General features: G+C 72.6%; 17 protein-coding genes. 3 read left to right on the top strand and 14 right to left on the bottom strand.

Annotated features, from left to right (window positions below):
- The first annotated feature begins 51 nt into the window (after positions 1 to 51).
- Positions 52 to 1,137, top strand: coding sequence for a carboxylate-amine ligase (locus IO39_RS48835; RefSeq protein WP_043640748.1), 1,086 nt, complete (start codon positions 52 to 54; stop codon positions 1,135 to 1,137).
- Positions 1,138 to 1,149: 12 nt separating this feature from the next.
- On the opposite strand, the gene IO39_RS48830 is transcribed toward IO39_RS48835, so the two are convergent.
- The 13 genes from IO39_RS48830 to IO39_RS48770 form a co-directional block, all read right to left on the bottom strand.
- The gene (locus IO39_RS48830) at positions 1,150 to 1,896 is read right to left on the bottom strand and encodes a sulfite exporter TauE/SafE family protein (RefSeq protein ID WP_043640746.1); all 747 of its coding nucleotides are present in this window, start codon (positions 1,894 to 1,896) and stop codon (positions 1,150 to 1,152) included.
- Complete coding sequence (locus IO39_RS48825; protein WP_211267437.1) at positions 1,893 to 3,701, bottom strand: gamma-glutamyltransferase family protein; 1,809 nt, start codon at positions 3,699 to 3,701, stop codon at positions 1,893 to 1,895. Before IO39_RS48825 ends, IO39_RS48830 begins: the two co-directional genes overlap by 4 nt.
- Before the next feature lie 48 nt (positions 3,702 to 3,749).
- Complete coding sequence (locus tag IO39_RS58665) at positions 3,750 to 4,712, bottom strand: ABC transporter ATP-binding protein (RefSeq protein ID WP_052424344.1); 963 nt, start codon at positions 4,710 to 4,712, stop codon at positions 3,750 to 3,752.
- Positions 4,709 to 5,674 (bottom strand): ABC transporter ATP-binding protein, encoded by a 966-nt coding sequence (locus IO39_RS58660; protein WP_043640740.1) that lies wholly within the window; start codon positions 5,672 to 5,674, stop codon positions 4,709 to 4,711. The genes IO39_RS58665 and IO39_RS58660 overlap by 4 nt, the downstream gene beginning before the upstream one ends.
- The gene (locus IO39_RS48810; protein ID WP_043640737.1) at positions 5,671 to 6,558 is read right to left on the bottom strand and encodes an ABC transporter permease; all 888 of its coding nucleotides are present in this window, start codon (positions 6,556 to 6,558) and stop codon (positions 5,671 to 5,673) included. Before IO39_RS48810 ends, IO39_RS58660 begins: the two co-directional genes overlap by 4 nt.
- Entirely contained in the window at positions 6,551 to 7,510 is a 960-nt protein-coding gene (locus IO39_RS48805; protein ID WP_043640735.1) for an ABC transporter permease, read from the bottom strand. The genes IO39_RS48810 and IO39_RS48805 overlap by 8 nt, the downstream gene beginning before the upstream one ends.
- Positions 7,510 to 9,126: an ABC transporter substrate-binding protein gene (locus IO39_RS48800; RefSeq protein ID WP_043640733.1), complete on the bottom strand. Its 1,617-nt coding sequence runs from the start codon at positions 9,124 to 9,126 to the stop codon at positions 7,510 to 7,512. The genes IO39_RS48805 and IO39_RS48800 overlap by 1 nt, the downstream gene beginning before the upstream one ends.
- 90 nt (positions 9,127 to 9,216) lie before the next feature.
- Positions 9,217 to 9,894, bottom strand: coding sequence for a GntR family transcriptional regulator (locus IO39_RS48795; protein ID WP_043640730.1), 678 nt, complete (start codon positions 9,892 to 9,894; stop codon positions 9,217 to 9,219).
- A 25-nt stretch (positions 9,895 to 9,919) separates the two neighbouring features.
- Positions 9,920 to 10,711 carry a hypothetical protein gene (locus IO39_RS48790; protein ID WP_052424342.1) on the bottom strand — a complete coding sequence of 264 codons (792 nt, stop codon included), beginning with the start codon at positions 10,709 to 10,711 and terminating at the stop codon, positions 9,920 to 9,922.
- 9 nt (positions 10,712 to 10,720) lie between these two features.
- The gene (locus IO39_RS48785; RefSeq protein ID WP_157549925.1) at positions 10,721 to 12,535 is read right to left on the bottom strand and encodes a hypothetical protein; all 1,815 of its coding nucleotides are present in this window, start codon (positions 12,533 to 12,535) and stop codon (positions 10,721 to 10,723) included.
- Entirely contained in the window at positions 12,526 to 13,278 is a 753-nt protein-coding gene (locus IO39_RS48780; RefSeq protein ID WP_043640727.1) for an ABC transporter ATP-binding protein, read from the bottom strand. The genes IO39_RS48785 and IO39_RS48780 overlap by 10 nt, the downstream gene beginning before the upstream one ends.
- The gene (locus IO39_RS48775; RefSeq protein ID WP_169789252.1) at positions 13,275 to 13,880 is read right to left on the bottom strand and encodes a TetR/AcrR family transcriptional regulator; all 606 of its coding nucleotides are present in this window, start codon (positions 13,878 to 13,880) and stop codon (positions 13,275 to 13,277) included. The genes IO39_RS48780 and IO39_RS48775 overlap by 4 nt, the downstream gene beginning before the upstream one ends.
- A 256-nt stretch (positions 13,881 to 14,136) precedes the next feature.
- Entirely contained in the window at positions 14,137 to 19,188 is a 5,052-nt protein-coding gene (locus tag IO39_RS48770; protein WP_439331515.1) for an Lhr family helicase, read from the bottom strand.
- A gap of 83 nt (positions 19,189 to 19,271) precedes the next feature.
- On the opposite strand from IO39_RS48770, the gene IO39_RS48765 reads away from it, so the two are divergent.
- The gene (locus IO39_RS48765; protein WP_052424339.1) at positions 19,272 to 19,760 is read left to right on the top strand and encodes a VOC family protein; all 489 of its coding nucleotides are present in this window, start codon (positions 19,272 to 19,274) and stop codon (positions 19,758 to 19,760) included.
- Positions 19,761 to 19,779: 19 nt separating this feature from the next.
- Here the strand turns inward: IO39_RS48765 and IO39_RS55770 are convergent, their stop codons facing one another.
- A complete protein-coding gene (locus IO39_RS55770; protein WP_157549924.1) occupies positions 19,780 to 19,974 on the bottom strand; it encodes a hypothetical protein in 195 nt (64 codons plus the stop codon).
- A gap of 44 nt (positions 19,975 to 20,018) precedes the next feature.
- Between IO39_RS55770 and IO39_RS48755 the strand changes: the two genes are divergently transcribed.
- Positions 20,019 to 20,213, top strand: a complete 195-nt coding sequence (locus IO39_RS48755; RefSeq protein ID WP_043640719.1) for a DUF3046 domain-containing protein — start codon at positions 20,019 to 20,021, stop codon at positions 20,211 to 20,213.
- Positions 20,214 to 20,250: the final 37 nt, after the last annotated feature.

The raw sequence follows: 20,250 nt of genomic DNA, 5'->3' as shown, positions 1-20,250 counted from the left end.
CTACGGGCACAACTCGTACGCAGGGTCTCGGACTCCCAGCGAGGTGTGGGCATGGTTCCACTCATCGGGATCGAAGAGGAATACCTCGTCGTCGATCCCCGCACTCGCCACGTGACTCCCCGGGCCGCCGATGTCCTGGCCGCCGCGACGGACGTGCTTGACGTGGTGCACGAAATCACCCGATTCCAGGTGGAGGCCCGCACGCCGCCCTCCGCCGACCTGAGCGAGCTGGGCTCGCAACTGCGCGCGGTGCGCAAGGAGGTGGCGGGCGCGGCCCGCTCGTGCGGCCTGGCCGTCGTCGCCAGCGGCATCCCCGTCCTCGGCAACGTCATGCCGCCGCCGCTCACCGACGACGACCGCTACCACCGGGGCCGCGTGCTCTACCGGGCCCTCCAGGACGAGATCAGCATCTGCTCCCTGCACGTCCACGTGGACGTGCCCGATCCCGAGCACGCGGTCTACGTGGGCAACCACTTACGCCCCTGGTTGCCGACGCTGATCGCGCTGGCCGCCAACTCGCCGTTCTTCGTGGGCCGCGACACCGGCTACGCGTCCTGGCGGGTGATCAGCTGGGGCCGGTGGCCGGTCTCCGGCGCGCCCCCGTACTTCGCCTCGTTCGGGGCGTACGAGCTGGCCCTGCGGGCGCTGGCCGAGTCGGGCGCGCTGCTCGACGCCAAGACCGTCTACTGGGACATCAGGCCGTCGCCCCGCCTGCCCACCGTGGAGATCAGGGTGGCCGACGTGCCGCTCGACGTGGCCGACAGCCTCACCCTGATCGGGCTCATCCGCGCGCTGGTGGTGACCGGGCTGGCCGCCGTCGCGCGCGGCGACCGCGGCCTGCCCGTGCCCTCCGAGGTGCTGCGCGCCGCCTACTGGCGGGCGGCCCGCGACGGGCTCCAGGGCGACAGCCTCGACATGCGGCACGGCACGCTCGTGCCGGCGGCGGTGATGGCCGGGCGCCTCCTGGAGCACGTACGCCCGGCGCTGGCGCAGGCCGGCGACCTGACGTTCGTCCAGGAGGGCCTCGACCGGCTGCTGCGCAAGGGGTCGGGGGCGATGCGGCAGCGGCGGGCGTACGCGCGGGGCAACGACCTGGCGGAGGTGGTGGACGACCTCATCGAGGCCACCGTGGCCTGACCCCGGCGACATCTAGTGCAGGGCGAGGGCCACGGCCACCCCGAGGCCGAACGCGACCACCACCCCTCGCAGGACCTTGGCGGGCATGAGCCTGGCCAGGCGCGTGCCGAGGAACCCGCCCGCCAGGCTGGCCGGCGCGATCACCGCCGCCGCCCGCCACTCCACGGGCCCGAACAGCGAGAACGCGACGACCGAGACCGAGCAGACGACCAGCGAGAGCACGGCCCGCACGGCGTTGACGCGATGCAGGCTGTCGTGCAGGAACAGGCCGAGCACGGTCAGCAGCACCACGCCCATCCCGCCGTTGAAGTAGGCGCCGTAACAGCCGCCGAGGAACACCCCGGCGTACACCATCCGGCTGGTCTTCCCCTCCGCCTCGCCGCCGATGAGCTTGCGCAGCCACGGCTGCGCCAGCAGGGCGAGGCTGGCGAAGGCCACCAGCCACGGCACCATCGACTCGAACAGCTTGCCCGGCGTGACCAGCAGCAGCGCGCTCCCCCCGGCCGCCCCCAGCACCGCCGTGACCGACAGCAGCGTCGCCCTGCGCCGCTGGCCGCGCAGCTCGGCCCGGTAGCCGAGCGCGCCACCCAGGTAGCCGGGCCACAGCGCGACCGCGTTCGTCACGGTCGCGGTCAGGCCCGGATACCCGAGTGCCAGCAGCGCCGGGAAGGAGATGAGCGTGCCTCCTCCCGCCAGCGCGTTCACCACGCCGGCCAGCAGCCCGGCGCCGACCAGGAAGAGCAGGTCGGCGGCCGTCATCGGCCGGCGGCGTAGCCCTGGGCGCCACGCGGGTTCGCGGCGGCCTTGAGGAAGGCGCCGTCACGGGCGACCGCGCTGAGCCGGCCGAGCGACCACGGGCCCTGCACCTCGACCTCGTGGCCGCGCCGCCGCAGCTCCGCGACGACGCCCGGGTCCACGCGCTCCTCGACGTGCATGACGCCGGGGCGGGAGCCGCGCGGGAAGAACGAGCTGGGGAAGTGCTCGGAGTGGAACATGGGCGCGTCGATGGCCTCCTGGAGGTTCAGCCCGCCGTGCACGAGCGCCAGGAAGAAGTTCAGGCTCCACTGGTCCTGCTGGTCGCCGCCCGGCGTGCCGAACGCCAGCCACGGCCGGCCGTCCCTGAGCGCGAACGACGGCGACAGCGTGGTGCGCGGGCGCGCCCCCGGCCGCAGCGCCGTGGCCACGCCCTCCTGCAGCCAGAACATCTGCGCCCGGGTGCCCAGGCAGAAGCCCAGCGCGGGAATGGTGGGGGAGGACTGCAGCCAGCCGCCGCTGGGGGTGGCCGAGACCATGTTGCCGAACCGGTCCACGACGTCCACGTGGCACGTGTCGCCCTTGACCGTGCCGTCGGCCGTCACGGTCGGCTCGCCGACGCCCTCGCTCGCCACCGGGCCGGCCAGCTCCCGGCCCACGGTGGGCTCGCCCACGCCCTGCGGCCTGCGGACGCCGGACAGGCCGGGCGCGTCGCTCGCCGTGCCGGGGTCGGGGAAGGCGGGCAGCCGGGGCTCCCGCCCGCCGGGCGCGCCCGGCCGCAGCTCCAGGCTGGCCCGGTCGCCGATCAGCCGCCGCCGCTCGGCGTTGTACGCCGGGCTCAGCAGGTCGGCCATGGGCACGTCGGTGTCGCCGTACCAGGCTTCGCGGTCGGCGAAGGCCAGCTTGGCGGCCTCGGTCACGGTGTGCAGGTAGTCGGCGCCGAGGAACTCCATCCCGTCCAGGTCGAAGCCGTCGAGCAGGGCGAGCTGCTGCAGGAACGCCGGGCCCTGCCCCCACGGGCCGGTCTTGCAGACGGTGTGGCCGCGGTAGTCGTAGGTCAGCGGCTCCTCGACCGTGGCCTGCCAGCCGGCCAGGTCGTCGCCGGTGAGCAGGCCGCCGTGCACGCCGCCGGAGCTGTCGAGCCAGGCGGTCCCGGCGCTGAATTCGGCGATCGCCTCGGCGACGAAGCCTTCGTACCAGGCCCTCCTGGCGGCGGCGAGCTGCCCCTCGCGGGTGTCCGACGCGGCCTCGGCCTCGGCCACCAGCCGCCGGTAGGTGGCGGCCAGCACGGGGTTGGCCAGCTTGGAGCCGGGAGCTGGAACGTTCCCGCCCGGCAGCCAGGTGGCCGCCGACGTCGGCCACTCGCCGGTGAACAGCTCCTTGACCGAGCCGATCGTGGTCGAGATGCGCTCCAGCACCGGCACGCCGTGCTCGGCGTAGTGGATCGCCGGGGCCAGCACGTCGGCCAGCGACCAGGTGCCCCACCGCTCCAGCAGCAGCATCCAGCCGCCGAACGCGCCCGGCACCGTGGCGGCCAGCAGCCCGGTGCCGGGCACGACGTCCAGGCCCAGCTCGGCGAAGCGCTCGATGGTGGCCGCGGCGGGGGCCGTGCCCTGGCCGCACACGACCGACACCTTCTGCTCGGCCTCGCTCCACAGCAGGATCGGCACCTCGCCGCCGGGACCGTTCAGGTGCGGCTCGGCGACCTGCAGCACGAACCCGGCGGCCACCGCCGCGTCGAAGGCGTTGCCGCCGCGCTCCAGCACGCCCATGCCGGTGGCCGAGGCCAGCCAGTGCGTGCTGGCGACCATACCGAAGTCGCCCGACAGCTCGGGCCTGGTGGTGAACAAGATCTCTCCTTACTTGGCCGCGTCGGGGACGCGGTCCGCCGTTACCAGGTGGCACGCGGCAGGATGGCCGCCTCCACGCGGGTCGTTCAAGAGGGGCTCGGAGGTGCGGCACTCGTCGTACGCCAGCGGGCACCGCGTGTGGAACCTGCACCCCGGGGGCGGGTCCATCGGGCTCGGCACGTCGCCGCCGAGCACGATCCTGCGCCGCTCCCGCTGCCTGACCGGGTCGGCCACCGGCGCCGCCGACAGCAGGGCCTGCGTGTACGGATGCCGCGGCCCCGCGAAGATCTCGGCCGTCGGCCCGGACTCGACGATCCTGCCCAGGTACATGACCGCGATCCGGTCGGCCAGGAACTCCACGACCGACAGGTCATGGGTGATGAACAGGCACGAGAACCCCATGTCCCGCTGCAGGTCGGTGATCAGGTTGAGCACCGACGCCTGCACGGACACGTCCAGCGCCGAGACCGGCTCGTCGGCCACGACCAGCTTGGGCTCCAGCACCAGCGCCCGGGCCAGCCCGACGCGCTGCCGCTGCCCGCCGGACAGCTCGTGCGGGAAGCGCCTGGCCATCTCGCGGCGCAGCCCGACCCGCTCCAGCATGGCCGCCACCCGCCGCGCCGCCTCCCGCCGGTCGCCGACCTTGTGCCGCAGCAGCGGCTCGGCCACGATCTGCTCGATCGTGAAGCGCGGGTTGAGCGAGGAGAACGGGTCCTGGAAGACCATGTGCACGTCCCTGCGCAGCGGGCGCATGGCCCGGCGCGACAGGTGGGTGATGTCCGTGCCGCCCAGCTCGATCGTGCCCGAGGTGGGCTCGGTCAGGCGCAGCACGCACTTGCCGACCGTGGACTTGCCGCTGCCCGACTCGCCGACGAGGCCGAGCACCTCGCCCTCGCCGATCTCCAGCGACAGGCCGTCCACGGCGCGTACCGGGCCGTAGTGCTTGACCAGGTTGTCGATCCGCAGGATCACGACTGACCTCCGGGGTGGAAGCAGGCCGCCAGATGGCCGGCGCCCTGGCGTTCGAGCGGCGGCCTGGACGCCCGGCAGTCGGCCTGGGCGTATGGGCAGCGGTCGGAGAAGGCGCACTGGTCGGGGTCCGACAGCGGCGAGGGCACCATGCCGGGGATCTCCGCCAGGCGGCCGTTGACGGCGGCGGAGGGCAGGGCGTTCATCAGGCCCAGCGTGTACGGGTGGCGCGGGCGGGCGAACAGCTCGGCCACCGGGGCCTGCTCGACGGCGCGGCCGGCGTACATGACCACGGCCCGGTCGGCGATGTCGGCCACCACGCCCAGGTCGTGGGTGATGAGGATGATCGCGGTGCCGAGCCGGTCGCGCAGGTCGCGGAAGACGTCCAGCACCCCCGCCTGGATCGTCACGTCGAGCGCCGTGGTGGGCTCGTCGGCGATCAGCACCCGCGGCGAGCAGGCCACCGCGATGGCGATCATCACGCGCTGCCGCATGCCGCCGGAGAGCTGGTGCGGGTACTCCTTGACCCGGCGCGCCGGCGCCGGGATGCCGACCAGCTCCAGCAGCTCCACGGCCCGCTTCGCGGCCGCCTGCCGGGACAGGCCCTCGTGCCTGCGCAGCACCTCGGCGATCTGGTAGCCGACGGTGAACGACGGGTTGAGCGAGGTCATCGGCTCCTGGAAGACGACCGAGACGGTCTTGCCGCGGACTTTGCGCATCTCGGACTCGGGCAGCGTGGTCAGCTCCCTGCCGTCGAGCCTGATCGAGCCGGACAGCCGGGTCGTGCCGGGCGGCAGCAGCCGCGGCACCGACATGGCGGTGACCGACTTGCCGCAGCCCGACTCCCCGCACAGCGCGAGGATCTCGCCCTCGTCGAGGGTGAGCGAGATGTTCCTGACCGCCTGGACGAGGCCGTCCTCGGTGTCGAAGCCGACCTGAAGGTCGGTGATCTCCAGCAGGCTCATCGGTGGCTCCTCGGGTCCAGTACGTCGCGCAGCCCGTCGCCGAGCAGGTTGAAGCCGAGCGTGGCCAGCGCGATCATCAGCCCGGGCCAGATGGCCAGCCAGGGCGCGTCGCTCAGGTACTGCTGCGCGGTCGTCAGCATCACGCCCCACGACGGCGTCGGCGGCTGCACGCCCAGCCCCAGGAACGACAGCGTGGACTCGCCGATGATCGCCGCCGGGATCGCCACCGTGGCCTGCACGATGAGCGGGCTGGCGCAGTTCGGCAGCACGTAACGGAAGATGATGTGCCCGTCGCCCGCGCCGTCGGCGATGGCCGCGGCCACGTAGTCCATCTCCCTGACCGCCAGCACCTCGCCCCGGGTGATCCGGATGACGGCCGGGAGCTGGGAGAAGCCCAGCGCCAGCACCACGCCCTTCAGCGAGGGGCCGATGATGGCCGCCAGGCCCACCGCGAACACCAGGAACGGGAAGGCCAGCGTCACGTCCACCAGGCGCATCACGATCGGGTCCAGCCAGCGCCGGTAGAAGCCGGCGACCAGTCCGATCGGGATGCCGACGGCCATCGCCAGCAGCGTGGACAGCACGCCCGCCTGCAGCGAGACCTGGGCGCCGTGCGCGATCCTGGCGAAGGCGTCCCTGCCGAGGTCGTCGGTGCCCATCGGGTGCGCGCCCGACGGGGGAGCGAGCGTGGCCAGATAGTCCTGCGCGGCGGGGTCGCCGGTGACCAGCGGCCCGACCAGCGCCAGCAGCACGAACGCGACCACCAGCACCAGCCCGGCCATCGGCATCGGCCGCCGCCGGAAGCGCCGCCACAACCGCGCGCGCCGGCTCACCTCGGCCGGGGCCGCCTTCGGGCCCGCCCCGGCCTGTCCCACCTCAGTCATGACTGCCTCCCGACAGGCGGATGCGCGGGTTCAGGAAGGCGTAGGCGATGTCGACCAGCAGGTTGACCACCACGTACCCGATGACCGTGACGAGCACGACCGCCTGGATGACGGGGTAGTTCCTGGTCAGCACCGCGTCCACGGTCAGCTTGCCGAAGCCGGGGATGACGAAGATCTGCTCGGTCACCACGGCGCCGCTGATCAGCGCGCCGAGTTGCAGGCCGAGCACCGTCACCACGGTCGTCAGGCTGTTGCGCAGCGCGTGCGCGCCCACCACCTTGGCCTCGGGCAGGCCCTTGGACCGGGCGGTCCTGACGTAGTCGGCCGACAGCGCGCCCAGCATGGCCGAGCGGGTCTGCCGCATCAGGATCGCCGCGAAGCCCGTGCCGAGCACGATCGCCGGCAGGATCATGCGCTTGAGGTTCTCGGCGGGGTCCTCGGTGAAGGGGACGTAGCCGGAGGCGGGCAGCACCTGCCAGGTCACCGCGAACAGCAGGATGCCGAGCAGGCCCAGCCAGAAGTGCGGCACCGACAGCCCGGCCAGGCCGAAGCCGGTGGCCACGTAGTCGGCGAACTTGCCGCGCCGCACGGCCGCCACGATGCCCGCGCCCACGCCGACGACGATCGCGACCAGCATGGCCAGCGCCGACAGCTCCAGCGTCACGGGGATCCGCTCGGCCAGGATGTCGATCACGGGGAGCTGGTCCTGCGTCGAACGGCCGAGGTTGCCCGTCAGGGTCTGGCCGACGTAGTCCAGGTACTGCGCGGGCAGCGGCTTGTCCAGCCCGAACTCCTTCCTGATGGCCTCGACCGCGGCAGGCGAGGCCTCCTGGCCCGCCATGACCGTGGCCGGGTCACCGGGCAGGGCCCGGATGCCCAGGAAGATCAGGACGCTGGACAGGAACAGCACGAGGATCGCCGAACCGCAGCGCCGGAGGATGAACCACAGCATCAGGCTGCGAACCCGGCGGTCACGAAGCGCGGCAGGCCGTCCTGGAAGTACTGGATGCCGGCGACGGTCTTGTGCGTGCCCAGGTAGTACTTGTTGTGGTACAGGTACACCACGCCCCGGAGCTCGGCGGCCTTCTTCATGGCGGCGCCGTACAACTCGGCCCGCTTGGCCGGGTCGGTCTCGGCGGCGGCCTGGCTGACCGGCTCGTCGATGCCGGGGTCGGACATGCCGGCGTAGTTGTTGCTGCCCTGCGTGGTGACCAGGTTCGTGAGGTTGCCGTCCGGGTCCACGCGGCCCGACCAGCCGCTCAGCAGCACGTCGAACGTGCCCGCCTTGCCCTGCTCCAGCACGCTGACGAACTCGGCCGTCTGCACGGTCACGTTGAAGCCCGCCTCCTTGGCCATCGACTGGATGACCTGGGCCAGGCGCTGGTTGACGGCGTCGTTCGGGGTGGCCAGCGTGACCGGGACCGGCGTGGGCACGCCGCTGGCCTGCACGAGCTGCTTGGCCTTGGCCAGGTCCCGCTTGGGGCAGGTCAGGTCCTTCGGCCGGTACGGGCTGTCGACCGGCACCGGGAAGCAGTCGACCTCGTGCAGGCCGTTGTATACGGCCTTGTTGATCGCGTCGCGGTCGAGCGACAGCTCGAACGCCTCGCGCAGCTGCGGGCTCTTGCCCAGCGGCGTGTCCACCTCGCCGGGCTTCTCCGTCGAGCCCTTGACGTTGCCGATGTTGATCTGGAAGCCGTAGTAGCCCAGGCCGCCGCCGGCCACGACGCTCAGGTTCGGGTCGTCCTGCACGCCCTTGACGGTGTTGGTGGCGAGCTGGTCGGCCACGTGCACGTCGCCGGACTTGAGGTTGGCGGCCCGCACGTTGGGGTCGACGATGATCTTGTATACCAGCTTGTCCAGCTTGACCTTGGCGGCGTCGTAGTAGTCGGCCGCCTTCTCCAGCGTGATCTGGCTGCCGGAGGTGCGGCCGGCGAACGCGAACGGCCCGACGCACACCGGGTTGGCGCCGAAGTTGTCGCCCTCGGACTCCAGCGCCTTCGGCGACATGATCATGCCGGCCCGGTCGGCGAGCTGCGCGGTCAGCGGCGTGAACGCCTGCTTCAGCGTCAGCTTGACCGTGGCGGGATCGACCACCGTGACCTCGGAGACCGCCGCCAGGTCGGCCGCCCGCGCGGACTTCTCCCAGGTGCGGTGCCGGTCGAGCGACTTCTTGACCGCCGCCGCGTCGAACGGCGTGCCGTCGTTGAACTTCACGCCCTCGCGGAGCTTGATCGTCACCTCCCTGCCGTCGCCGGACAGCTCGGGCATGGCCGCCGCGAGCTGCGGCACCAGGGCGGAGGAGGCGTCGATGTCGTAGAGCTTCTCGCACATGTTCGCGAACACCTCGCGGCCCACCAGGGTGGTCGAGCTGCTCGGGTCCAGCGCGTCGGGGTCGGCGTTGAGCGCGATGTTGAGCGTGCCACCGCTCTTGACCGGCCGGTGGTCGGCCGAGGCGCTGGCTATGGAACTGGGTGCCGCGGGCGTGCTGCTCGTACCGCCTCCGCCGCACGCCGCCAGGGCGAGGGGGAGGGTGACGAGCGCCGCGACGACCTTGGGGGACGGTCGCATGAGGCCTCCGTTGAAAGGTTTAGGAGACTGTATACAAGATTTCACATTTCATGCGTGTTTCATCACCGTATGTTGTTATCTGAGTGTTTCCTAATCGTTTGGGTGTTTTGTCCTGCGACCGGCCGCGGCGAGGAACGACCGCCGGGCCGCGGCGACGTGCGCGACGGCCCTGGCCTGGGCTTCGTCCTCGTCGCCCGCCTCGATGGCCTCGCACAGGCTCAGGTGCTCCTGCCAGGAGTGCGGGCCGCGGACGGCGGCGGTCTGGCTGAAGATCCACTGCGCCCGCTGCAACATCGGCTTCATCATCAGCGCGAGGTACGAGTTGCCCGCGGCCTCGCCCACGGCCAGGTGGAAGGCCGTGTTGAGGTCGGCCACCTCCGCCAGCCGGCCGCTCTCCACGGCCTCCTTGGCCTGCTCCAGCACCCGGCGCAGCCGCTCGGCCGAGGCGGGGGTGCGCTTGCGCGCCGCCAGCCGGGCCGCCAGGCCCTCGACCGCCATGCGCACGTCGAAGAGCTCCTCGCCCTCCTCCGCCGACAGGCGGGCGACCGTGGCGCCCAGGCGGGGGACGACCTGGATGAAGCCCTCGGCGGCCAGGACGCGGATGGACTCGCGCACGGGATTGCGCGAGACGCCGAGCGCGGCCGCCAGCCGATCCTCGATCAGGCGCTCGCCCTGGGCGAGCTCGCCGGAGAGGATGCGGCGGCGCAGCTCTCTGGTGACCTCGTCACGCAAGGTCTGGTGGGCCCCGCCCAGCGTCATATCAGTCATAGGGGGATTTATCGTATACAAGATGTTAGGGATGATGTGCCGGATGCCAGTCGGCGTCCGTAATCTCCCGTGCCACCTCCCAGAGCCGGTCGAACTCCGCGGTGAAGTGCCGGCACCAGTGGTGATCGCGCCGGCCGGTCAGCAGGAAGCCCGGAGCGGCGTGGGGCGAGCGATGGGAGCCCAGCTCGACGTGGATGACGCCGTCGTCGTCGGCCGGGTCCAGCAGGATCATCATGAACGCGGGCGTGAACGGCAGCAGCCGCACCTCCAGGCGCTCCCTGGGGGCGGGCAGGTCGCGCAGGACGTACAGCGTGGACCTGGCGCGGTGCTCGAACACGTCGGGCTGGCCGGGGATCGTGGAGCGCCGGGCGGCCTCCTCCGGCACCGGGCCCGACGGGTCGATCACCAGCACCTTGACCGACGCGCCCCGCTCCAGGGCCTTGCCCAGCTCGTCCACGTAGGAGCGGATCGTGCGGTTGAGCGTCACCCCGGCCAGGCGGATGTCGCCGGCGTGGGCGACGCGCGCGTGGAGGTCCTTCACCTCCTCGCTCAGCAGTTCCCCGCCGGGCAGCCCGGCCTCCACCAGGCGGCCCAGCTCCTCCACCCGCCGGTCGAGCTCGGCGACCTGGTGGCGGGGGCCGAGCGCGTTCACCGCCACCAGGGCCAGCGTGGCCAGCGTGGCGGCGCCCACGACCTTCGGCTCCACCAGGTCGAAGACGCCCAGCACGCCCACCACCAGCGCGATGAGCGCGGTCACGTAAATCTCGAGGTTCTTGCCGGCGCTGAGATCCGCGCGTAATCGCGCCAGTGGCCCCATGCCGCGTGCTTACCCCGCCGCGGCCCCCGCACGCAACCCGTCCGCCTCGGTCTTCTCGGCCGCCTTCTTGCCCGCCTGCTCGTCGGCCTTCCTGGCGCGCAGCCACAACCACCCGCCGAGGGCGTACATGCCCGCGCCGAGCAGCATGAAGGCGATCGCCACGGGATAGCGCAGCGCCGGCTGCACGTGCGTGGCCAGGAACCAGGAGTGCCCGAGCTGCCCGTTGGCCACGAAGACCGCGCCCAGGATGCCCTGCGGGATCAGCGGGATCGCGCCGAGCGACAGGCAGACCATCACGATCATGCGCTGGGTCTTCGACAGGCTGTCGGGCATCGTGAACGACGACGACGACTTCTCCCCGCCGGGACGGCGGCCCGTACGCATGACGTGCAGCAGGTCCGGCCCGTCGGCCGCCAGCCGCCGCTCCGCCAGCAGCCCGAACCCCCACCAGCACAACGCACCGGTGACCAGCCCCGCCGGCACGCCCCACCAGCCGAACCACACCGCCACCGCCACGGCCGGGGCCGCGGTGAGCGCCACGAGGAACAGCATCAGGTACGCCATGCCGGTGGCCGAGCCGTCGTCGTCACTCGTGCGCAGCGGGTTGCCGCCCCGGTTGCGCGGGTCGATGCCCGGGACCAGCCCCACCACCGAGATCAGCGCCACCAGGCCCACGCCCCCGCCGAGCAGCGCGAACGTCGCGGACATGACCAGCGCCCACGGCCCGTTCACGGCCGCGGTGCAGACGACCGCCAGCCCCAGCGCGATCGGGCTCACCGCCACCAGCCAGGCGAGCTGCCGCCCCCGCACGTCGGAGGCGCCCGGCGTCATCAGCGTCAGCCAGTGGGCCGTGCCGTCGGCGCCATAGGCGTTGGACGTCATCGCCGCCGCCATCATGATGAAGATCGGCCCCGCCAGCGGCACCATGCCCGGAATGCCGACCAGCAGCGGCGTGACCGCGAAGAACACCCCGTACGACAGCGCGAAGGCGAGCTGGTGGCTGCGCACCAGGTCTCTCGTCCAGGTGCGCAGCTCCTTGGCCACCACGGCGCCGTTCGCGGTCGTGGCGCGCATCGGCCTGCGCCCGCGCGTGGAGGGCCGGTTCGTGCCGGCCCGCCTGGCCAGCAGCGCCGCCCACGCCGCCAGCAGCAGCACGATCAGCACCGCCATGGCGGCCAGTGCCACGTAATCGCCCTGCACCGCCAGCAGGCCCCACCCGGACGGGAGATACCGGACGAAGGCCGGGATCTGCCCGCCCTGCCCGAAGGCCGCCATGAAGACCCAGATCTGCCCCAGGAAGGCGAGGATCACCCCGTTGATCAACCCGGCGCCGATCGCCCCCGCCCTGGAGCCCAGCGCCAGGCCCAGCAGCGCCACCGTCACCTTCGACAACAACACGAACACCGCGAGCTGCAGCACCATCGCCGGCACCGCCACGAGCGCCCCTGCGACGCCCTCCCGCGCGCCCGCCACGACCAGCCCCGCCAGCGCCAGCAGGCTGATCGCCGGGGCCAGCCCGACGAAGGCCGCCACCAGCAGCCCGGCCGCCATCCGCTGCGGCCGCATGCCCAGCGGCGAGAAGAACTCCGGGCGCAGCGTCTCGTCGCCGCCGCCGGAGAAGACCGGGCCGATGATCCAGCCGAGCATCCAGACGGCGTAGCCGGCGGTCAGCCAGTCGCCGTCGAGGAACGCCAGGAAGATCGTCCCGCCCGCCAGCAGGACGCCGAGCACGCCCGCCGACGCCATCATGCCGCCCTGCTGCCCGCTCATCGAATGCCGCAGGATCGCGATCTTCATCCGGGCCATCGTCATCGCTACAGCCATGACAGCCCCTTGGTCGTGACGGTGCCGGCGCCCACCAGCTCGACGAACCTGTCCTCCAGCGTGGCCACGCCGCGGACCTCGTCCAGCGGGCCCGCCGCCGCCACCCGCCCCTTGTCGATCACGCCGACGTGGTCGCAGAGCTGCTCCACCAGCGCCATCACGTGGCTGGACAGCACGATCGAGCCGCCGCCCGCCACGAACCCGCGCAGGATCATCTTGATCGTCGCCGCCGACACCGGGTCCACCGCCTCGAACGGCTCGTCCAGCACCAGCAGCTTCGGCGCGTGCAGCAGCGCCGTGGCCAGGCCGATCTTCTTGCGCATGCCCGTGGAGTACTCGATGACGAGCGTCTTCTCCGCCGCGTCCAGCTCCAGCACCGACAGCAGCTCCTCGGCGCGCTCGGCCACCACCTCCTTGCTCATCCCGCGCAGCAGCCCCAGATACGTCAGCACCTCGCGCCCGGTCAGCCGCTCCGGCATGGCCATCCCGTCGGGCAGCACGCCGACGAGCTGCTTGGCCGTGGCCGGGTCCGCCCACACGTCGGAGCCGAAGATCCGGGCCGTGCCCGCATCGGGCCGCAGCAGGCCCACCGCCATCGACAGCGTGGTCGTCTTGCCCGCCCCGTTCTGCCCGACCAGCCCGTAGAAGGAGCCCCGTGGAACGATCAGGTCGACGTGGTCCACGGCCACGTTCTCGCCAAAGGTCTTGGCCAGACCTCTGATCTCCAGGGCGTGTTCTGTCATGGGTTTCTCCCCGTGGCGATGGTGAAGGTCTCGACCAGCTCGCGGGCGAGCAGGTCGAGGTCGAATGCGGGATCGTTGAACAGCAGCCCCGGGACCGCGTCGATCGCCCCCCGGATGGCGATCGCCATGCTGCGCCGGTCGAACTCGCGGAACTCGCCCGACTTCTGGCCCCACTCCAGCAGCTTCTCCAGGTCGCTGAGCGCCACCTCGGACTGATGGCCGTACGGGTTGGGCTCCTCGCCCTCGCCCGGCGAGTGCGTGACGATCTCCACCAGGGCCAGCAGGGGCTTGCGGTGCAGGCGCATGAACTCGAGGTTGCCCTCGATGTAGGCGCGCAGGCCGAGGGCGGCGGTGGGCTGGGCGAGGATGCGCGGCACCATCAGGTCGGTGGCCAGCTTGGCCACCTCCGCGACGATCGCCTGGATGAGCTGGGTCTTGCCGCCGAAGTGGTACGAGATCACGCCGGTGCTGATCCCGGCCCGCTCGGCGATCCTGGCCAGCGTGGTGCGGGCGTAACCGTGCTCGGCCAGGACGTCGATGGCGCACTCGATGATCTGGGCCCGCCTGGCCTCTTCAATGAACGTTCGACTTTCTGACGGCACGATCAGAACTTTAAACGCTCATTCAAACTTTTGGGAAGACCCGACCGGAACGGGGTGGTTGCGGTCCGCCCGGCCTCAGACGCGAAGACAGGCGCCAGATGTGAAGATCGTCCCGGCCTCAGAGGTGAAGCCAGGCGCCAAAATGTGAAGATCGCCTCGGCCTCACCCGCGAAGACACGCGTCAGATGTGAAGATCGCCCCGCCTCGGATGCGAGGCGGGCGCCAGATGTGAAGGTCACCCCGGTCGGGGCCGAGGTCAGGCGCGCAGGCGCAGCCCACGGGGTGTGGGGTGGAAGCCGGCCGCCTCCAGGGCCGCCGCCAGCGGGGAGTCCACGATGGCGGCGCCGTCGGCGCGCTCGACGGTCAGCTTGCCCAGCGCCCCGTCGCGTACGGCCAGGGCCAGCGCGTCCACAGCCGGCTGCAGCCGGTCGCCGTCGGTGAACGACAGGAGGGTCTTGCCGCCGCGCTCGACGTACAGCACCAGGTGGCCGTCCACCAGCACGACCAGCGAGCCGGCCTTCCTGCCCGGCTTGTGCCCGACGTCCCCCGGGCGCTGGGGCCAGGGGAGCGCGGCGCCGTACGGGCTGGCGGGGTCGGCGGCAGCCAGCACCACGGCCCGCCGCCCGGCCCGGCCCCGCCCCGCGCCGGCCGATCCGGCGGACGGCGCGGTGCCAGGTGCGGTGTCAAGTGCGGTGCCCGGTGCGGTGCCCGGTGCGGTGCCAGGTGCGGTGTCAGGTGCGGTGCCGGGCGGGCTGCCCGGTACGGTGCCGGGCGGGCTGCCAGGTGCGGTGCCGGGCGTGCTGCCCGGAGCTATGCCCGGTGCCATGGCCCGCATCCGGTCCACCGCCCCCGCCAGCGCGAACTGCGCGCCCCCGAGCCCTTCCACGAAGTAGCCCCGGCGGCACCGCCCGCTCTCCTCGTAGGCCCGCAGCACCTGGTAGACGGGCGTGAACCCGCCGGGCAGCCGCTCCGACGTCACCGCGCCGCGCGTGACCACCCCGTGCCGTTCCAGCAGCACCTCGGCCTGGGCGTGGGCCCGCTGCGTCGCGTCGTCGGCCGGCGAGGGCAGCAGCCACCACCGGCCGGCCACGGTCGGCGGGCCCGACCTGCTCGGCAGCACGGCCCGGCGGCGCCGCGTGGTGGCGGGCCGGTGCGCGGGCCGCCCGGTGCCGAGCGTGGCGCGCAGCGGCGCGAGGGTGTCGCCCGACACCCGCCCCGCCCACACCAGGTCCCACAGCGCGGCCACCAGCGTCGCGTCGTCCAGCGACGTGAGCTGGTCGGACAGCCCCCGGAAGAACAGCGCGCCACCGCCGCCCAGCAGCTCCAGCACCTGCTCGTGCACCGGCGTCATGGTGATCTCGGCCGGCTCGGGCAGCAGCAGCGGCGCGGTGTCGGCGAAGTAGAGCGAGACCCAGCCGTCGCCGCCCGGCAGCGACCCCTGCCCCACCCACATCACGTCGCCGGACGAGGTCAGCTCGTCGAGCAGCGCCGGATGGTAGCCGGGCACCCGCGACGGCAGCACCAGCGTCTCCAGCGCGGAGGCGGGCACGGCGGCGCCCTGGAGCTGCTCGATCGCCCGCACCAGCGCGTCCATGGCCCGCGCCGACCCGACCCCGCCCCGCGCGTCCATGCCCCGCGCGTCCATGCCCCGCGCGTCCATGGCCCGCGCCGGTGCGATCTCGCCTCGTGCGTCCATGCCCCGGGCCGGCCCGAACTCGCCCCGCGGGCTCTCCTGGGCCGTGACGCCGTGCCAGGCGGGCAGGAACAGGGCCAGCGTCTCGGGGGCGACCGGCTCCACCTCCTTGCGCAGCCGCGCCAGCGACCTGCGGCGCAGCATGCGCAGCACCCCCGCGTCGCACCACTCCTCGCCCCGCCCGCCGGGCCGGAACTCCCCACTGACGACCCGCCCCGACGCCGCCAGCCGCCGCAGCGCGTCGCTCACCACGGCCACACCCAGCCCGAACCGGGCGGCGGCCGTGCCGGCGTGGAAGGGCCCCCGGGTGCGGGCGTGCCGCGCCACCAGGTCGGCCAGCGGGTCGGCCACCGGCTCCAGGAACGCGTGCGGCACCCCCACGGGCAGGGGCACGCCCAGCGCGTCACGCATGCGCGCGGCGTCCTCGATGGCGACCCACTGCTCCTCGCCGGCGATGCGCACCTTGATCGCCCGCCGTGCGCGTACGAGCTCCTCCAGCCAGGCCGGGTCGCCGCCGCGCACGCCGACGTCGGGCGCGAGCAGCGGCCCGTGCGAGCGGAGCAGGTCGGCGAGGTCCTCCACGTCGCGCAGCGGCCGGTCGAGCCGGGCCAGCTCGCGCTCGCTGTCGGAGATCACGTCGGGGTCGAGCAGCTCCCGCAGGTCGGCCTGGCCGAGCAGCTCGGCCAGCAGCGTGGTGTCCAGCGCCAGGGCCTGCGCCCGGCGCTCGGCCAGCGGCGCGTCGCCTTCGTACATGAACGCGCCCACGTAGTGGAACAGCAGCGAGGCCGCGAACGGCGACGCCTGCGAGGTCTCCACCTCCACCACCCGCACCCGCCGCGCGGCGATGTCGCGCATCAGCGCCACCAGCCCCGGCACGTCGAAGACGTCCTGGAGGCACTCGCGCATCGTCTCCAGCACGATCGGGAACGAGGCGTATCGCGAGGCCACGCCCAGCAGGTGGGCGGCCCGCTGCCGCTGCTGCCACAGCGGGCTGCGGCGGCCGGGCGTGCGGCGCGGCAGCAGCAGCGCCCGGCCCGCGCACTCCCTGAACCGGGAGGCGAACATGGCCGACCCGCCCAGCTCCTCGGTGACGATCTGCTCGATCTCCTCGGCGTCGAACGCCGCCACGTCGGTGGGCGGCTCGGCCAGTGTGTCGGGGATGCGCAGCACGATCCCGTCGTCGGAGTGCACGGCCTGCACGTCGACGCCGTAGCGCTCGCGCAGCCGCCGGTTGATCGCCAGCGCCCACGGGGCGTGCACCCGCGCGCCGTAGGGGGAGTGGATCACCACCCGCCAGTCGCCCAGCTCGTCGTGGAAGCGCTCGACCAGCAGGGTGCGGTCGTCGGGGACGTAGCCGGTGGCCTCCCGCTGCTCGTCGAGGTAGGCCAGCAGGTTGCCCGCGGCGTACTCGTCGAGCCCCGCCTCCCGCAGCCGCTCCGTCGAGCCCTCCTTGGCCTGTTCGCGCAGGAAGCGCCCGATCGCCCGGCCCAGCTCCGCCGGCCGCCCCGGCGCGTCGCCGTGCCAGAACGGCAGCTTGCCCGGCTGCCCCGGCGCGGGCGAGACGAGCACCCGGTCGGCGGTGATGTCCTCGATCCGCCAGGAGGTCGCGCCCAGCACGAACACGTCGCCGACGCGCGACTCGTAGACCATCTCCTCGTCCAGCTCGCCCACCCTGGAGGCGCGCTCGCCCACCAGGAACACGCCGAACAACCCGCGGTCGGGGATCGTGCCCCCGTTGGTCACCGCCAGCCGCTGCGCGCCGGGACGCCCCTGCAGCACGCCGGTGACGCGGTCCCACACGATGCGCGGGCGCAGCTCGGCGAACTCCTCGCTGGGATAGCGCCCGGCCAGCATGTCGAGCGTGGCCTCCAGCGCGCTGCGCGGCAGCGTGGCGTAGGGGGCGGCCCGCTTGACCACGGTCTCCAGCTCGTCGACCGTCCACTCGTCGAGCGCGGTCATCGCGACGATCTGCTGCGCCAGCACGTCGAGCGGGTTGCGCGGATAGCGCAGCTCCTCGATCAGGCCGCTCTTCATCCGCTCGGCCACCACCGCCGTCTGCACCAGGTCGCCCCGGTATTTCGGGAAGATGACGCCCTTGGACACCGCCCCCACCTGGTGCCCCGCCCGGCCGATGCGCTGCAGCCCGCTGGCCACGCTGGGCGGCGCCTCCACGCACGCCACCAGGTCCACCGCGCCCATGTCGATGCCCAGCTCCAGGCTGGAGGTGGCGACGACGGCAGGCAGGCGGCCCGACTTGAGCGCCTCTTCGATCTGCGCGCGCTCCTCCTTGGAGACCGAGCCGTGGTGGGCGCGGACGATCTCCGTCACGACGCCCTTGCTCGCCCCGGCCTGCGCCATCATCTCGGCCGGCATCCGCCGCCCCCGCCCGCCGCCGGTCCCCGGGGCCGGGCCGTCCGGCTCGTCGTATTCCTCACGAGGGGCGGTCTCCCAGATGGACAGGTCGACGGCCTCGGCGGAGCCGCGCCCCCGTTCGTACGCCAGCTCGTTGAGGCGGGTGCACAGCCGCTCGGCCAGCCGGCGCGAGTTGGCGAACACGATCGTGGAGCTGTGGGCCGCGATCAGGTCGAACAAGCGGTCCTCGACATGCGGCCAGATCGACCGGTTGGCGGGCTCGGGCGCGAACTTCTCGTCTCCCGCCCCGGACTCCGCCCAGGCGTCGGCCTCGCCCCCCGCCCAGGCGCCGGACCCCGCCCGAGGCCCGGTCTCCACCTCGGTCATGTCCTCGACCGGGACGACGACCTCGACCTCGATCCGCTTGTCCGACGGCGGCTGCACCACGGTGGCCGGCCGCGCCCCGCCCAGGAACGTCGCCACCTCGCTCACCGGCCGCACGGTCGCCGACAGCCCCACCCGCTGCGCCGGCCTGTCGAGCAGCGCGTCGAGCCGCTCCAGGGTGAGCGCCAGGTGGGCGCCGCGCTTGGTGCCCGCGACCGCGTGCACCTCGTCCACGATCACCGTCTCCACCCCGCGCAGCGCCTCCCGCGCCTGGCTGGTGAGCAGCAGGAACAACGACTCGGGCGTGGTGATGAGGATGTCGGACGGCTTCGCCGCGAACCGCCGGCGCTGATCGGCCGGGGTGTCGCCCGAGCGGATCGCCACCGAGATCTCCGGCACCGGCAGCCCCAGCCGCCGCGCCGTCTGCCTCAACCCCGCCAGCGGGGCGCGCAGGTTGCGCTCGACATCCACGGCCAGCGCCTTGAGCGGCGAGATGTACACCACCCGCGTCCCCCGCGGCTCCTGCTGCTGAGACCCCGCCTGCGGCCCGGGCGCGGAAGAGCCCGTGCGCCCTCCCGAGGCGGACCGCTTCCCCGCGACCGATCCCTCCCCGGAGGACGGCTGATCTCCAGAGGATGGCCGGCTCTCGGAGGACGGCCGATCGCCGGAGGGCGGCCGGCTCTCGGACGCCAGCCGGTCGAGCGACCACAGGAACGCCGCCAGCGTCTTGCCCGACCCCGTGGGCGCGACGACCAGGGTGTTGTCACCACGCGAGATGGACTCCCAGGCCCCCTCCTGGGCGGCCGTGGGCGCTTGGAAGGCTCCAGCGAACCATTGCCTGGTCACCTGGCTGAACTGGGCTAGCGAGCTCACCAGCACATACTGCCTCGCGCCACCGACAGAAAACGCATTGGGCGCCGCCCGGGTGATTGAGCCGGCGCCCTGGCGGACATACAGCGACCGTGACCATCGATTACGCGACCATCGAAGCCCGCCGTGCGGAGCTACGACGGCAATACGTGTTACCGCATCGACCGTCCAGCAGCGCGCGCGGCCTGCATCACATGGCGCTGGTCTCGTCGGACGTGGAACGGACCATCAAGTTCTACCACGAGCTCCTGGAGTTCCCGCTGACGGAGATCATCGAGAACCGCGACTACAAGGGGTCGAGCCACTTCTTCTTCGACATCGGCAACGGCAACCTGCTCGCGTTCTTCGACTTCCCCGGGCTCGACCTGGGGCCGTACCAAGAGGTGCTCGGCGGGCTGCACCACATAGCGATCTCCGTCGACCCGGCCACGTGGGAGCGGTTGCGCGGGAAGTTGGAGATGGCCGGCGTGCCGCACCAGATAGAGAGCGGCGCCTCCATTTACTTCAAGGACCCCGACGGCGCCCGGCTGGAGCTGCTCGCCGACCATCTCGGTGAGATGTACGGCGCGCGGGTGCTGTGAGTTCGCGAGGATCGCGACCCTAACGCCGCGATGCCCTGCGCGTACGCGGCTTGCCCGCCCTCGGCGCCTGCCTGATGCCGGCGTGCCGCTCGGCGCGCTCCTCCTTCTCCTTCCGTACGGCCTGCCTGATCACGAGTGACAATCGGCGGCGCTTGGCCCTGTTGGCCTTCGTCCTGGCTGTCTTCGGGGGTGAAGACTTGGGGGTCTTTGGCATGCGGATGTCCTACCCACACCGCGCGCGCTTTCATACTTGACTCCATGCGCCTGACCGAGTTCTGGAGACGGATGAACGCCCACTTCGGCGAGACGTACGCGGAGTCATGGGCCCGCGACTACGTCCTCGCCCCCTTGGGCGGCCGCACCGTCGTGCAGGCGCTGGCCGACGGGGAGAGCGTGAAGACGGTGTGGCGCGCGGTCTGCCAGGTGGAAGACGTCTCCCCCAAACTCCGCTGACCCACACCCATCCTCGCTCGTCCTCACCCGCCCTCGC

This window comes from Nonomuraea candida (genome assembly GCF_000725485.1).
Classification (GTDB): Bacteria; Actinomycetota; Actinomycetes; order Streptosporangiales; family Streptosporangiaceae; genus Nonomuraea; species Nonomuraea candida.
The sequence above is the reverse complement of the archived record's forward strand: the minus strand, read 5'-3'. Positions and strand labels throughout refer to the sequence as shown.